The 14796-nt window shown below is 53.5% G+C and carries 9 protein-coding genes, 1 tRNA gene, 2 rRNA genes and 3 pseudogenes (1 of these 15 only partly in view); 5 read left to right on the top strand and 10 right to left on the bottom strand.

Going from position 1 to position 14796, the window contains the following annotated elements; genetic code table 11:
- The 3 genes from SJY10_RS03720 to SJY10_RS03730 all read left to right on the top strand — a co-directional run.
- A 23S ribosomal RNA gene (locus SJY10_RS03720) occupies positions 1 to 2274 on the top strand; it begins 630 nt to the left of the window's first position.
- 153 nt (positions 2275 to 2427) lie between these two features.
- A 5S ribosomal RNA gene (rrf, locus tag SJY10_RS03725) occupies positions 2428 to 2542 on the top strand.
- A 78-nt stretch (positions 2543 to 2620) separates the two neighbouring features.
- Positions 2621 to 2697 (top strand) — tRNA-Met (locus SJY10_RS03730).
- Between the two features lie 488 nt (positions 2698 to 3185).
- Here the strand turns inward: SJY10_RS03730 and SJY10_RS03735 are convergent.
- The 7 genes from SJY10_RS03735 to SJY10_RS03765 all read right to left on the bottom strand — a co-directional run bounded on the left by SJY10_RS03735 (position 3186) and on the right by SJY10_RS03765 (position 11760).
- The gene (locus SJY10_RS03735) at positions 3186 to 5078 is read right to left on the bottom strand and encodes an ATP-dependent endonuclease (RefSeq protein ID WP_386679713.1); all 1893 of its coding nucleotides are present in this window, start codon (positions 5076 to 5078) and stop codon (positions 3186 to 3188) included.
- Positions 5079 to 5376: 298 nt separating this feature from the next.
- Positions 5377 to 7425 (bottom strand): hypothetical protein, encoded by a 2049-nt coding sequence (locus tag SJY10_RS03740; RefSeq protein WP_386679715.1) that lies wholly within the window; start codon positions 7423 to 7425, stop codon positions 5377 to 5379.
- Positions 7425 to 7736 carry a hypothetical protein gene (locus SJY10_RS03745; protein ID WP_386679717.1) on the bottom strand — a complete coding sequence of 104 codons (312 nt, stop codon included), beginning with the start codon at positions 7734 to 7736 and terminating at the stop codon, positions 7425 to 7427. Before SJY10_RS03745 ends, SJY10_RS03740 begins: the two co-directional genes overlap by 1 nt.
- Positions 7733 to 7936, bottom strand: a complete 204-nt coding sequence (locus SJY10_RS03750; protein WP_090190562.1) for a helix-turn-helix domain-containing protein — start codon at positions 7934 to 7936, stop codon at positions 7733 to 7735. The genes SJY10_RS03745 and SJY10_RS03750 overlap by 4 nt, the downstream gene beginning before the upstream one ends.
- A gap of 136 nt (positions 7937 to 8072) precedes the next feature.
- On the bottom strand, positions 8073 to 8870 hold the full coding sequence (locus tag SJY10_RS03755; RefSeq protein WP_386679718.1) for a hypothetical protein: 798 nt from the start codon (positions 8868 to 8870) through the stop codon (positions 8073 to 8075).
- Positions 8842 to 10029 (bottom strand): tyrosine-type recombinase/integrase, encoded by a 1188-nt coding sequence (locus SJY10_RS03760; RefSeq protein WP_386679719.1) that lies wholly within the window; start codon positions 10027 to 10029, stop codon positions 8842 to 8844. Before SJY10_RS03760 ends, SJY10_RS03755 begins: the two co-directional genes overlap by 29 nt.
- Before the next feature lie 159 nt (positions 10030 to 10188).
- Positions 10189 to 11760 carry a recombinase family protein gene (locus SJY10_RS03765; protein WP_386679720.1) on the bottom strand — a complete coding sequence of 524 codons (1572 nt, stop codon included), beginning with the start codon at positions 11758 to 11760 and terminating at the stop codon, positions 10189 to 10191.
- A 40-nt stretch (positions 11761 to 11800) separates the two neighbouring features.
- Here SJY10_RS03765 and SJY10_RS03770 point away from each other — a divergent pair.
- Positions 11801 to 12034, top strand: a pseudogene (locus SJY10_RS03770) (transposase); the annotation flags it as partial.
- Positions 12035 to 12052: 18 nt separating this feature from the next.
- Here SJY10_RS03770 and SJY10_RS03775 read toward each other — a convergent pair.
- Together SJY10_RS03775 and SJY10_RS03780 are read right to left on the bottom strand one after the other, a co-directional pair.
- A pseudogene (locus SJY10_RS03775) lies at positions 12053 to 12541 on the bottom strand (IS3 family transposase); the annotation flags it as partial.
- A gap of 15 nt (positions 12542 to 12556) precedes the next feature.
- A pseudogene (locus tag SJY10_RS03780) lies at positions 12557 to 12760 on the bottom strand (transposase); the annotation flags it as partial.
- A 327-nt stretch (positions 12761 to 13087) separates the two neighbouring features.
- On the opposite strand from SJY10_RS03780, the gene SJY10_RS03785 reads away from it, so the two are divergent.
- Positions 13088 to 13990, top strand: a complete 903-nt coding sequence (locus SJY10_RS03785) for a YHYH protein (protein WP_386679721.1) — start codon at positions 13088 to 13090, stop codon at positions 13988 to 13990.
- A 201-nt stretch (positions 13991 to 14191) separates the two neighbouring features.
- Here the strand turns inward: SJY10_RS03785 and SJY10_RS03790 are convergent, their stop codons facing one another.
- A complete protein-coding gene (locus SJY10_RS03790; RefSeq protein ID WP_386679722.1) occupies positions 14192 to 14764 on the bottom strand; it encodes a TetR/AcrR family transcriptional regulator in 573 nt (190 codons plus the stop codon).
- Positions 14765 to 14796: the final 32 nt, after the last annotated feature.

Raw genomic sequence — 14796 nt, forward strand, 5'->3', positions numbered from 1 at the left:
TTAAGCCGTTAGGTGTAGGCGCAGCGAAAGCGAGTCTTAATAGGGCGAATGAGTTCGTGGGATCAGACCCGAAACCGAGTGATCTAGGCATGTCCAGGATGAAGGTTAGGTAACACTAACTGGAGGTCCGAACCCACACCTGTTGAAAAAGGTCGGGATGAGGTGTGCCTAGGGGTGAAAGGCCAATCAAACTCGGAGATAGCTGGTTCTCTGCGAAATCTATTTAGGTAGAGCGTCGTCCGAATACCCTCGGGGGTAGAGCACTGGATGGGTAATGGGGCCTTACCGGCTTACTGATCCTAACCAAACTCCGAATACCGAGGAGTACTAGACGGCAGACACACATCGGGTGCTAACGTCCGGTGTGAAGAGGGAAACAACCCTGACCTACGACTAAGGCCCCTAATTCATGGCTAAGTGGGAAAGCAGGTGGGACGACCAAAACAACCAGGAGGTTGGCTTAGAAGCAGCCATCCTTTAAAGATAGCGTAACAGCTCACTGGTCTAAATAAGTTGTCCTGCGGCGAAGATGTAACGGGGCTCAAGCCATGAGCCGAAGTCTAGGGTGTATAGCAATATACGCGGTAGCAGAGCGTAGTGTGACATAAGACTTTGTCTTATCCTGATCTCTTGATCCTGGCGCAGACGATTATGAGAGGGTTCGCCCTCAAGTAGCCGAAGGCGGTAGGGCATAAAGAGAGGTCAGAAAAGACGAAGTCTTTTCTGTGAAGCCCCCCTGTGAGGGATGGGGTGGAGAGATCACTAGTGAGAATGATGACATGAGTAGCGACAAAGGGAGTGAGAGACTCCCTCGCCGAAAGTCCAAGGGTTCCTGCTTAAAGCTAATCTGAGCAGGGTAAGCCGACCCCTAAGGCGAGGCCGAAAGGCGTAGTCGATGGGAACCAGGTTAATATTCCTGGGCCGTGGAGTGGTGACGGATCTGAGACGTAGTTCATCCTTATCGGATTGAATGGGCTGCCAACAGGTTCCTGGAAATAGCCCTCCTTTAAGATCGTACCCTAAACCGACACAGGTGGACTGGTAGAGAATACCAAGGCGCTTGAGAGAACCACATTTAAGGAACTCGGCAAAATACCTCCGTAAGTTCGCGAGAAGGAGGCCCGTTCAGAACGCAAGTTTTGGGCGGGGGCACAAACCAGGGGGTGGCGACTGTTTACTAAAAACACAGGGCTCTGCGAAGTCGTAAGACGACGTATAGGGTCTGACGCCTGCCCGGTGCCTGAAGGTTAAAAGGAGGAGTGCAAGCTCCGAATTGAAGCCCAGGTAAACGGCGGCCGTAACTATAACGGTCCTAAGGTAGCGAAATTCCTTGTCGGGTAAGTTCCGACCTGCACGAATGGCGTAACGACTTCCCCGCTGTCTCAAATGTGGACTCAGCGAAATTGAATTGCCTGTCAAGATGCAGGCTACCCGCGGTTAGACGGAAAGACCCCATGCACCTTTACTACAACTTTACACTGGCATCAGGTACAGCATGCGCAGGATAGGTGGTAGGCTTTGAAGCCGGGACTCTGGTCCTGGTGGAGCCTCCCTTGAGATACCACCCTTGCTCTGCTTGATGTCTAACCGCGGTCCGTTATCCGGATCCGGGACCCTGTATGGTGGGTAGTTTGACTGGGGCGGTCGCCTCCCAAATTGTAACGGAGGCGCGCGAAGGTTGGCTCAGAGCGGTCGGAAATCGCTCGTTGAGTGCAATGGCAGAAGCCAGCCTGACTGCAAGACTGACAAGTCGAGCAGAGACGAAAGTCGGCCATAGTGATCCGGTGGTCCCGCGTGGAAGGGCCATCGCTCAACGGATAAAAGGTACGCTGGGGATAACAGGCTGATGGTGCCCAAGAGTCCATATCGACGGCACCGTTTGGCACCTCGATGTCGGCTCATCTCATCCTGGGGCTGGAGCAGGTCCCAAGGGTACGGCTGTTCGCCGTTTAAAGAGGTACGTGAGCTGGGTTTAGAACGTCGTGAGACAGTTCGGTCCCTATCTTCCGTGGGTGTAGGATACTTGAGAGGAGTTGCCCCTAGTACGAGAGGACCGGGGTGAACGATCCACTGGTGGACCTGTTGTCGTGCCAACGGCAGTGCAGGGTAGCTATGATCGGACAGGATAACCGCTGAAGGCATCTAAGCGGGAAGCCCCCCTCAAAACAAGGTATCCCTGAGGACCGAGGTAGACCACCTCGTCGATAGGCCAGAGATGTAAGCGCAGCAATGTGTTCAGTTGACTGGTACTAATGGTCCAATAGGCTTGATTTGATCCAGTAGAAGCTAGACTTCAAAAGAACAAATCAAAATACATACACACCACAACATCAGTTGTGCTAACTTGAACAACGGTCCGCGTAAATACGCAGGCCGCTGATGTGAAAACGCGGGAAAACAAAAAACCCGCCGTCTGTGTTTTTTTGGTGTGGTGATCATAGCGTGAGCAAAACACCCGATCCCATCCCGAACTCGGCAGTTAAGTGCCACTGCGCTGATGGTACTGCGTCTTAAGACGTGGGAGAGTAAGTCATTGCCACACCTAATAAACACAGACACCTATCTCTCGACGATCTAAAAACAAATAATGCATCATACGGACAAAAAACGTCCAAAATGGCGCGGGATGGAGCAGCCCGGTAGCTCGTCAGGCTCATAACCTGAAGGTCGTAGGTTCAAATCCTACTCCCGCAACCAAATATACCTAATAACTACAACACGTTACACGCCACCTTCGGGTGGCTTTTTGCGTTGCCGTTTTGAACGGTGCTACGCTGGTGCTACAATGGGAAGGGGTGGTCCTCCAGGTGCGCAAATAAACATGGTGCTCAAATTCTAAGGTAGATTGCATAACGTTTATTCCAAAGTTATTTGGAAGAAGTGCACGTCGTCTTTCGCTTGATTGGTGCGCCATGACGAGGCTGAAGCTAAATCATAAAGCATTATTTCCTTGAATACCCATCTAGCTATTCTCTAGCGAAGCCCCGTCTCGAAGGGATATACACAAAAACGTTCTTTAGTAATGAGTAAGTATGCTCAGAGATAAACCTCTAAGCATACGATGGTCTTGCTGTATTACCTGTTCAACTAAATGCGCCTTCGATGTAGATCAGAAGAAGTTACCCTATCCGAATGGGGATTTGCGCTCTGAAGCTAAAACGAAAGATATAGCTAAAAATTGGTTCTTACGGGCTTTCCAGTTCAGTAAGTTTGTGAGTCAAAGTAAGAGTTAGATCTGCTAAATAACCAAGAGTCTCAGCATCAGCTTTTAAGGTCGCGGTGCCATATAGGTCCTCAGAAAAGGCCATTGAAATTATTTTCTTCTGATTTTTGTTGCCTGATCCATACCTTTTAAATATCTGATTTTGCATATCAGAAGAAATTAAATTTTCGATTTCTTTTTTTCCGGGAATGATCTCCCCTATTTGAGTGACCTGTTTTTCCCGAATTGGTAGTCGATTGATATAGTTTAGTTTTTCTTTGTCTCCAGCGGCGTCGCTATCTAGAAGAACTAGGAAGTTTTGAGCTGTTCCCAAATAGAGTGAAATTAGCGCGCTTGCATTGCCTGAGCTTTCGACAGGTACAAAGTTGATATTTAAGTGTGGAGCATGATGTTTTTTATACCAGTTTAATATATAGAAATCAGACTTGCCTTCGACTAAAACTCCACCCTCTCGTACTTCTAGCGGTACAGGCTGAATCTGTAATTTATCCAAGATAGGTTGGAAGTAGTGCTGGCGTTTAGCATTTTGGCCCACAAACGTTTTGTATTTTTGAGCTACAATATCTGCGTTATTGTCATCGTAATCTACATTCACCGCGTCGGTATTAGATGCAGGCGTTCCGTTGGACACGATAAATGTATTTTCAAGCCACAGCGGATTTATCATGTGGTGACTGTGTGTTGTGTATATAATAATATTTTTACTTCCAGCGATGTCCTCTAAGCTATCAAGGAGTTTATTTTGTGCCATTGAGTGAAGATTTGCCGCGGGTTCATCGAATAAAAAGAGGCTCTCGCCATTTAAATTCCCTCTGAAGTACTTAGTAAATAGTAGGAAGCTGAAGAACCAACGAAATCCAAGAGAACGTTCCGATACTTTGTATGAGTCATTGCCGTCTTCTATCTCAAATCTAAGGTAGATATCTCGTGTATTGTTTTCTCCCTCTTCAATTATTGGTTCAAGTTTTAGCTTTTTCCCGCTTATGTTTGAGCCAAGGACAGTTTCCCAGCGATCAAATACCTCGCGGGTGATTGATCTTGTCAGTTCATTTAAAGTTGCCTTAACTTGAGAGTTTGCATCGGACTGCAAAAACTTTGGAAGCCAGGATGCAAAGGCAGATTTCGAATCATGGTTGAGGATGCGGTCAACAATATGAGTTTTTAAATCAAATCCTTTGTCGATTGATATAATCGCTTCTTCCAGCATGCTTTTAAAGTATGGGTTCGATTTTCCGTTTTCAGATGGGGTGCCTTCAGAAATAAGAACCCTATCAGGAAAGTCAAAAAGAAAAGTTGGAAAGTATACGATCCGTGGTAGTCTTTGTGCTACAAACGCTATAATTCTTTGCACTTCGGCATTTGGCGGCACTGTTACTGAAAACTTTCGGGCTGGCGGTTTTTTTATTTTTGGACGAAAGCCAAACCACTTATTTCCCGCCCCTACAAACTCTGAGTTTTCATAGTTAATCCATCGTTGTATTCTAAAGTTGTTGGGTAGACTTTCTGGATCAATGTGGAAGCTATCTTTGCTGAGCCCTTTAAAATGAGCAACGATTTCCTTTTTGTCATCGTCACTAAGTTCAACGGTTGCGCCAACTTCAACGGTATCATTGAAATTAGCTTTATACTTCTTCGGAACAAGTTTTTGTTTGTCAGTCGTATCTAGCCCTTCTTGAGCAATAGCATGTACCCCGTCTAAGTCGGGTCGAAAGCTATTAATGGCCTCAAGAATAGTTGTTTTCCCACTTTCGTTTAATCCAACTAGTGTATAAACTGACCCTTTTCCGCTGCTGAGTGTTATGGTTGTATCGACGATGCCCTTGTAGTTCTTTATGCGAAATGACTTGATCTGCAAGTTTTTTCCCTCTGGATGTTTATCTAACTGAATTCATCGTATTACTATGAGAATTTTAAGTTTTTTTGCTAAGTGGTCCCATTTCAGATATTTGTATCCGTCATTTCCTTTGTCAGAAAGCCATGAAAGTTATTGAGGCTGCAAGTGTAAATTTTTCGATGAGTCTGGGCAATGGTTTGGGTGCCTCGTTTGATAAAACCCTAGCCGCCACTTCTGCCGTCCGCCCTGTCCGCCGCTGTCCGCCGCCAAGCCCTGTTGAATATGATGGCGGACGGGGGCGGACAGGGCGGACAGCGATTTAGCTCAGCGTGACTTCAATAACGCGGCGGCGTTCCTTCCCGGTACGGGTGTGTGTAACAATCACGCCCCGCGACCGTAGCAGGGGTGCGATGCGGCGCAGTTCGGTCCCAAAGGCTGCGGGCTGGCGCGGGAAGGCGTCGCTGCCTTCAGTGATCGCCGGATAGCGCTTACGTAGATACGTAATGAGATCGGCAGTTGTCCCTTCCCAGCTGCCTTGCGCCTGGTTCATCGTCAGGATCGCGCTGGCGACAGCGTTGCATTCGAGCGCCGCTTCCTCTGCCTCTTTGCGATTGGCGCTGTAGGCGCTCAGAAAGCTCCCCTGAGGCCATCCAAGCGTTTGTTCGCCAGCTGTGACCCATTTCGCGAAGTCGGCCATCCTGGGCCGCTCTGTGAGTCGTACAGAGGGCAGGGCGGCCATCGCCTTTGATACGGCGTTCAGCAATGCTCCCAGGATCGCAGGGCGGGCCGCCTCAAAGCGCTGCCAGAAGTCGATCTCATATTCACGGCGGGTTTCAGAGATCACGGGTAGATTGAGGCTGATGGCCCGGTCTGCCAAGTCAGGCCGCTCTGCAAGTTCCGGAATGCCGTTCAGAATGATCGGACGGGTTGCCTTGAACAGCACCTCATCGGCATCGCTGTGCAGCTTACGTGTCGCAAAGCCGCCACCTGTCGCCAGGCGGCACAGGGCATCCGCCATCGCGGGCTTGATCCGCGATAGGTTATCAAATGCCAGCACATGCCCGTTCTGTGCCGCGATCATTAAATCCCGCTCGTCGCCTGGGAAGCTGCGGCTATCCAGCTCTGCCGGATCGATCAGGCGGCGCAGGACTTTGGCCGTCGTACTTTTGGCGCTGCCCTGCTCTCCCGTCAGGATCAAAAGCGGGTAAGGGCCTTCAGGTCGCAGTGCGCCCAGGAGCCAGCCAACGATCAGTTTAAAGTCATCATCGTTGCGCACGTTCACGAAGGGCCGCAAACATTCCAGGTCAGCTCCGTGGCGAGCAGGGCGGGGCAGCGCCGCCATACCAGGCGAGCGGCGGAAACGCGGGCTGCCCATCGGCCTCTCGCGCCAGCCCTCGGCGTCAATATCGATCACCGACCAATCAGCCCCGCCCAGGTCCAGGGCAAAGCCCTCATCGGTTTGTCCCATCCGAAAGAATACCGGATGAGTCTCGCCCTCAAACAAGGCCTGGCCGATGTACTGCCGCGACAGGTCGTCCAGCTTGGCAGCGGCGGGCGTCTTGCCCTTGGCTTGAAAGTACTCATACGCCAGCAGCCGTTTGAAGCCGCCACTGCCGAGGGCGAAGGTTTCAAAATGGTTCCCGCGCCGGATCGTGGCGAAGGGCGTCTTGTCGGGACTGTGCCACAGGTCGGCGTCCTCAAAGAGAGGCACGTCAACGCTTGCTTCATCCGCTTCAGGCGGTGGCGGGCCATCATCTAACGTAAGGGCGATCAGTCGATTGATCTCGGTCACGCCCCAGCCGCCTGCGATGGCGTCAGCAGCGTCCCATCCCTTATGTAAGGTAACAGGTTGTACCGCCGGATCGGCTGAACTCTGTACCATTACCTTACATAGGAGCGCGTCAGAGATCGGGATCACCTTCGCCGGGGTCTTAAATTCCCTATGTAAGGTATCAGCGATTTGCGCGGCGTATTTCTGCCCTGGCTCGTCGTGGTCGGGCCATATGATAACGCGCCGCCCTGTAAGGGGCGCAAGGTCGGTTTTGCGAGCTGCGTTCGATCCGCCAAAGGTCGTCGTCGCAATAAAGCCAAGTGTCGTTAAAGCATCGGCGCATTTCTCGCCTTCGGTCACGATGATCGGGCGATCTAGGTTTGCGGCCTGAAGCTCAGGCAAGCGATACAGCGGGCGGCTGTCCAGGGCAGTCCAGGTTTCAGCGGCCACGTCAAAGGGGATAAAGAACTTTTCACCGCCGCTGCGCTCAAAGCGATTGGCGATCAAGACGGTGTTGCCCTGTGCGTCACAGTAGAGGTGCTGCGTTGTCGGTGCGCCTGCTTTGGGGTGGCGCAATGCCTTGAGATTGTCGCGCATTATTTCAGCCCCCATTCGTTGGCGAGGGCGCTGGCCGCGTCACCCTGCTTCAGTCCGTTTATGTAAGCGTAAAGGCTGACAGGATCGCCGCCTGCATCGCCTGTGGCAAAGTCTGCCCAGCGTCCCGTCACGGTGTTCACCTTGAACGATCCAGCGCGGCGGTCTGCCCTGGTCGGATTACGGGCCACCCATTCTTGGCCGCAGCGTCGCCCATCGGGCAGCCAGGCTGCCAAGAGGTCAGGGAAGCGGTTCAGGCAGGCCATATTGACCACAACGAAAGACACGCTGCGCCATTTGGTTTGAGCGCTCATAGCCCCACCTCATGTTCGCGGGACGCTTCAAAGGCTTCCAGGTCTGCCAGGCGATACCGCACAAGGCGTCCGACCTTGATGTAGGTCAGAGCGTAGCGTTTGGTGCAGCGCCACGTCGCAAGCGTTGTCGTGGACACGCCAAGCCGTTCTGCCACGTCTTGCGGCGTCAGGAGGTTCGGTTTTTGCAGTGGATAGTTCATATTATAAGGCTTTCTCAGCTTAAGTTATCGATGCTGAGAAAGTCGCAGATATGTAGGGCTATCCGCTATTGCTGTCGCCCGGCGTCAAATCCCTTACATAGGAAAAAGTGGTGCGCCAATCGCTACGCTAAACAACCTAAAGGTGTGTTCGGATATTTTCGATAGCGGTTCCAACCAGGCTTTCCGCCACGGTGGAATCAAGTTCCCGGATGATCTGGTGCAGCGCTCTACCAAGGGCGCAGTCGTAGCCGCCGATCTCGTGTTTGTAGCGGCCCCGGATATAAGCGACTGTAGAGAACTCCTCCCAAAGCGGCTGGAAGGCTCGCGCGGCCTCATCTAGCGCGAAGTTCTTCGACAGCACTTTGACTTTGGTGCGGTTAGCTACTTCAACATAAGTTAAAGCCCGCTGCCGTGTCTCCGCCGCATCATCATCCTCTAAGGGCAGGGTGATGATCTGATCGATTGCTTCTTCGAGGGCTAAGGCCAGCTGGTGGATCACATCCAGCCTTGATTGGGGGCCGCTGGAGGAAGCGAGAGAGAGGCAAGCTTTCTGAGACTGTCCGGTGCTGGCGTCGGCTGCCAAGACCTTCGCGAGCCGCGAGCTGACCATCTGGTTCGCAAGATCGCTCTTACTCAGTTGCTGCAACGATTTGGCCAGCTGCCGCGCTGCATCCCCCGCGCCCATCATGTGAACGCCAGAATACTGGAGGAACTTGCTCTTCTCGGCCTTCTTTAACCATTTGCCGCGCACGTAGGCATGGCCTGTATCAATCACGCCCTTAAATAGTTTGACGGCCTCCGGGCCGCGATCAAAGTGCGTAACAAAGTCCTCAAAGAATGCAGCCGGATAGATTTCGCAAAGATCGCGGTAGGTGTCGGTACTTTTCAACAGGAGTTGCCACGGTTCAGGGTGTTTCTTCGGCGTCCTGCTCATCTGCTGGCGCTCCTACATATCCAAACATTGCATCGGTGGCCTTGTTGACCGACTCCCGTACAGGATCAAGGTTCAGACGGGCATAGACTGCCGTGGATTGCTGGCTGCGATGGCCTAAGGATTTGCCGATGATGTAGCTATTGGCTCCGTGGGCGGCCTGCCAGCTGCCTAAGGTGCGGCGTAGGTCGTGAATACGCAGATCGGCTATGCCTGCCTCTTTTAGAATCCGCGCCCAGGCTTTTTTTGGGTCTGCCAGATGGCCCTTTGCGCCGTTGCCTGGAAAGACCCAAGGGCTAAGCGAGTGCAGCTTGCGTTCTTGTAGGATCGTCATGGCCTGCGGCGACAGATGCACGATTTGCGGGTCGCTATTTTTCGTGAGCGCAATCCGCCATGTCGCCGCGTGGAAGTTGATCTCTTCCCATCGCATCGCAAGCGTATTGGATTTACGCGCCCCGGCCAAAAGCGAGATCATAAAGAAATCTCGCGCGGCCTCATTGGGCTCATTCGCCAGGGCCGCAAAGAAGCGGGGCAATTCGTCAGGCTGCAAAAACCGATCCCGGCTTTGTTCGCGGAATTTCTTAATCCCCGTTGCCGGGTTCACGCCCTGCCAGCCCCAATCCGCTGCCTTGTTGAAGATTGACCGGATACGCTCCAACAGCCGATTGGCCTGATACAATCCGCTGTCTTTGCCCACCTTGGCGTGAAGCCGCTCCACCTCCGGCTTTTCGATGCTGGAGATTTTGCGTTTGAACCAATGCCGCAGGAACTTGTTCACCTCCCGCTCGTCATAAACCCAGGAGCGCTTATGCACCTTCGAATGCTTTTCCAGGTATTCCGCGAATAGCGCTTCAAAGGTCATTTCATCGCGGATCGCCCGCTTGGCCTTTTGTGGGTTCTCGCCCATCGCGATCTCGCCCTTGGCACTTGCTGCCAGCTTGCGGGCGTTCTCTACCGTGAGGTCAGGGAACTTGCCCAGCAATAGCCGTTCAGGGCGTCCGTCGATGCGCTTGTACAGGTAGAAGGTTTTGCTGCCTGCCGCAGTGACCGCCAGCACCAAGCCCTTTTCCTTGCCGTCGTAATAGTAATCCCGCTTGCCCTTTTCAGCTGCCTTGGCTGCCGAAAGGGCCGCCTTGGTGAAGTTGATCTCAAAGCTTGCCATATGCCTGTCCTCAGATGCGGTGCTACACTGGTGCTACACTAGAGCGCAAAAATGGACAATCAGAAGTTGTCTTGAGCAAAGCCAATATGGGCTTAAAATACTGTTTTAGATAGGTTAAAAGATGTTCAGCAATGCAGCGCAAACAACGGACCGTTAGACTCATAACCTGAAGGTCGTAGGTTCAAATCCTACTCCCGCAACCAGCAATCTCGAACAAGACAAAGCCACCCTCGGGTGGCTTTCGGCGTTTCTAGGACTCCCCAATGACAGCAGCCCCGCCAATGCCCCGACCAGTTCAATCGCAAGAACACCGGCCTGCGGGATGAGCCGTATCTCCGTCAGAAGGCTGCGGATGATCGACGTGGCTTCGGCCTTGGTGGTGTCGCTCTGCAATGCAGCGGTTAGGTTAGCCACCTGTGCCTGATAGCGGTCGGCAAGTCCGGGATGCAACAGGACAGGGGCCTCGTCAGACGTATCCCGCAGTTTGGCTGTCAGTGCTTCCTTGGAGGACTCCAGCGAAGTCATCTTGTCCTTCATACTCGGATGAAACATGCCCTCGGCGATGGCGTTCACCATCTGATCGATCTGCCGCGTTACCTTGGCCAACTCGCGCTCATTGGCCAGCCGGTCCGCTCGGATCGATCCGGACAACTTATTGAACTCGGCCTGATAAGCGCGGACGTATTCTGCGATGAGGTCCGGGTGCAGCAGCTGGTCCTTGAGGCCGGACAGGACGCGGGTCTCGAAGTCCTCGCGCTTGATCGTCAGGCGGTTGCCACAGATGCCCTTGTTCCGCGTATTGGCGCAGCCGTAGTACTGCTTGCCGACCTGAATAAAGCCGCCGCAGCAGGTCCCGCACTTCAGCATGCCTGTGAATAGGTGGGTGGCCCGCTTCATGCGCCCCACGGCTTTGATGCCATCACGGATGGCCAGACTGCGCGTCGCCGTCTGACGGGCCTTCACGGCCTCCCAGAGAGTGTCGTTGACGATCCGCAGGTCCGGAACCTGTTCAATGATCCAACCCTCCGGCTTGTTCATGCGCGCCTGACGCTTGCCGGTATCGGGGTCCTTGATGAACCGCTGCCGGTTCCAGACCAGACGGCCCAGATAAAGTTCATTGTTAAGGATGCCTGTGCCGCGCTTGTCGTTACCGTAGATTGTGGATGACCCCCAAGTACCGCGCGGTCCGGCGATGCCTGCCTTGTTCAGGGCGGCGGCAATGGCACGCGGGCTAATGCCGTGGCTGTAGTCGGTGAAAATACGCCGGACCACGTCGGCTTGCGCTTCATTGATGATCCGTTCGCCTGTGGTGATCGTGCCGTCCGCCATCAGGTCGCGAACGACATCGTAGCCATAGGTGGCGCCGTCTGCCGACTTGCCCTTACGCACGCGGCCTTCAAGGCCCCGGTGGGTCTTCTGAGCGAGGTCCTTCAGAAAGAGGCTGCTCATCGTGCCCTTCAGGCCGATATGCAGTTCGGAAATCTCGCCCTCGGCCACCGTGACAATCGGTATCCCCTGAAACCGCATCTGCTTGAAGAATGCAGCGATGTGTTCCTGATCCCGGCTGAAACGGTCGAGCCCTTCGGCGACAACGACATCAAGGCGGTTGTCGCGGGCATCTTGCAGTAGACGCTGGTAGGCGGGGCGTAGGTGCGGCGCCACTCTGATGCCGCGATCAGCGTAGGTCTCCGCCTCCTGCGGTAATCCCCCCCCGAAAGTGAGGGGCTGCATAAGTAGAGTTTTCTCGGCACGATGAACGAGGAGATTTTGAATGAAGATGACCAGATATAGCGAACCCCAGATCCTTGCAATCCTGCGCCAAGCCGCAGGCGGTGTCCCTGTGGCCGAGCTTTGCCGTGAACATGGCATGAGCAATGCATCATTCTACAAGTGGCGGGCGAAGTATGACGGGATGGATGCATCCATGGTCAGCCAGATGAAAGCCATGGAGGAAGAGAACCGCAGGCTTAAGCAGATGTATGTCGATCTGAGCATGCAGAACGATTGAGGTGCCCCTGGTTTCCTAGACGCCTGCTTCGTTCATTTTCTTCGGTTTCATTTCATAGTCAATGGGCGACAGCATGCCGTTGTTCGCGTGTTTGCGTTTCGGGTTGTAGAACATCTCAATGTAATCGAACACATCCTGTCTTGCAGCATTGCGCGTCAGGTGCGTCCGCTGCCTGATTCGTTCCCGTTTCAATAGCTGGAAGAAGCTTTCTGCGACGGCATTGTCATGGCAGTTTCCACGTCTGCTCATACTGGCATCCAGCTTGTGTTTGCCGAGAAACGATTGCCACTCTTTGCTGGTGAACTGGGAACCTTGACCGGAGTGGATCATAACTTCGGTCTTTGGTTTGCGCCACCATACTGCGGCCAGTAGTGCCTGTAAGGCAAGGTCAGTCGTCACGCGCGATTGCATTGACCATCCGACAATCCGTCTGGAGAACAGGTCGATCACGACAACCAGATATGACCAGCCCTCATGGGTTTTGGTATACGTGATATCGGTCACCCGCGCCAGCTCACGCTTTAGGTGTTTGATCTCAGCAGCCTGCTCTGCCACCTCTGATCTCACGCGTGGCGACTTCGAAAACTGCGCCTTCCATGAGTATAGAGACTTAGTGCTGACCCCCAGTCGCTCCGCTACCTCGCTGACCGCGTTGCCACGTTCAACAACCTGCGCCGCAGCGTCCTGCTTGAACTCGTCCGTGAACCGTATTCCCTTGTTCATATCCGTCTCTCCTTGGTTCCAAAATTACCAAGCAAAGCGGCTACAGATCTAGGGGCACCTCACATCGCTGTTATGATCGCCGCGCCCAACACCCTGTTTGCTGAAGCGCCGAACATCCAAACCGCTGGTCCGTTCCAGTCGCGCGATCTGATTGTTTCCGCTTGCGCCGACCTTGAACCAGCTGTCAAGCAATGGGTTGTTCGCGACTCAGAACGTCACGAATGGTGTCGGGGCCTGCCTGCATGCTCCGGCACTTTGCTGCTCGGCTGGCAGCAAGACACAAACGCAACAGCGTAAAAGAAGAATATCAGGAAAATAAACATCAAGGTGCCCTCAGTTGCAGCCGTGTTCGTTTCGGTGATGGCACCGCAAGCCAAGGCGCATGACATCACCGATGCATTCCTGACAGAACGTTCTGCAAACTGCGCGGATTTTGTGGCCGAATATACAGCCTTTGCCACGGAACTATTTACCAAAGCGCAATATGACGCCGCAGTTAAGGTCACGACAGACGGGCAGACCTGCACGATTGCATCGAACGCCGTGCCCAACCATGATTTCAATACTGACGGAGGCTTCTTTCACGGGTTCGCCAAGCATGAACAGGCCTATACGGTCACAGCGGCACCGACCGCAGCGCAAGCCCCCACCCCGCTATCACTCGGGATGGATAATGCTGTGTTTCTGAATGGTGTAAAGCTCGATCTGGTCGCGGCCGGATGCTACGGTGTCGATGATGGACTGTTCGGATGTTTCGACATGTCCACGCCCTATCGATTTGATCCGATGGAGGTCGAAAGCAATATGTTTGGTGCAGATGCCCATAATGCGCATACGCAGCCCGACGGGCTTTACCATTATCACGGCAATCCGATGGCATTATTCGATCAGGTAAACCCGCAGGCGGCGTCACCTGTCATCGGCTTCGCGGCCGACGGTTTTCCGATCTTTGGCAGTTTTATCAGTGACAACGGCACAATCCGTGCTGCCACTACAAGTTATCGCCTGAAGGCGGGGACGCGGCCAGACGGCGACGATGGCCCCGGTGGCAACTACGATGGTACCTATGTCGACGACTGGGAATTTGTTGAAGGTCTGGGTGATTTGGATCAGTGTAATGGCATGGTTCAAGATGGCGTTTACGGCTATGTGGTGACCGAAACCTATCCACATGTCATGGGCTGCTTTACGGGCACGCCTGATCCGTCCTTTCAAAAACCGCGCTCCTGAAAGGCGCAGCAGATATTGCATCGGTTCGTCCCGGAATAAGCGCTCGTCCAAAAGCGCCGCTTGCCAGCCGGACACAGCACAGACCTTACAGGTCTTCCTGGTGCGGCGAATGACATCCGCGAAACTTGCCGTCACCTGTCTGCCGCGTTTCCGCGCGAACCTGCCCTGATCAGAGTCGGTTCTGGATGTTTCGGTTACGGATTAATTGAAAATATCGGCTGTAATCGCTTTTGCGAATGCAGCATCAAGCGTTCCGCGATTGAGCAGTCTATACCAAAATGCACCGTGAATGAGGCTGGAGACCAGATCCGGGTCCCGGTCCGTGGCCAGTTCGCCCTGCTTTTTTGCGCGATCCAGCAACTCTGTGATCATTCGCTCTCTTGGGTGAACGAACTTGCTGTAGAATGTCGTCTGGAAAGATGCGTCCAGTTGAGCGGCGGCGATGAGCGCCCGCAGGATATCCCCGTTGGCCGTCAGATGGCTAAAAACACCGATCAAAAATTCCTCGATCAGATCGCGTGCGCTGCGTGGGTCGTCCTCTCTTGGGGGGGCAGCATAGTCTTGCGTTTCTTCAAACACCGCATCAAGAACAAGGTCGGCCTTTGTATTCCATCTGTTGTACAGCGTTTGCCGCGCGACACCGGCCTCTTTGGTGATGGCGGTTATTGATACCGAATCGTACCCGTTCAATCGCACAAGGCGCAGCGCGGCAGCTTTTAGCGCGTCGCCAGCATGGGCATTCACCGGGCGTCCACCCGTCGTATCCGTTTTCATGCACACCTCCTGTTTGCGCGTGCAGATCCACG

The organism is Loktanella sp. R86503 (genome assembly GCF_042466455.1).
GTDB lineage: Bacteria > Pseudomonadota > Alphaproteobacteria > Rhodobacterales > Rhodobacteraceae > Loktanella.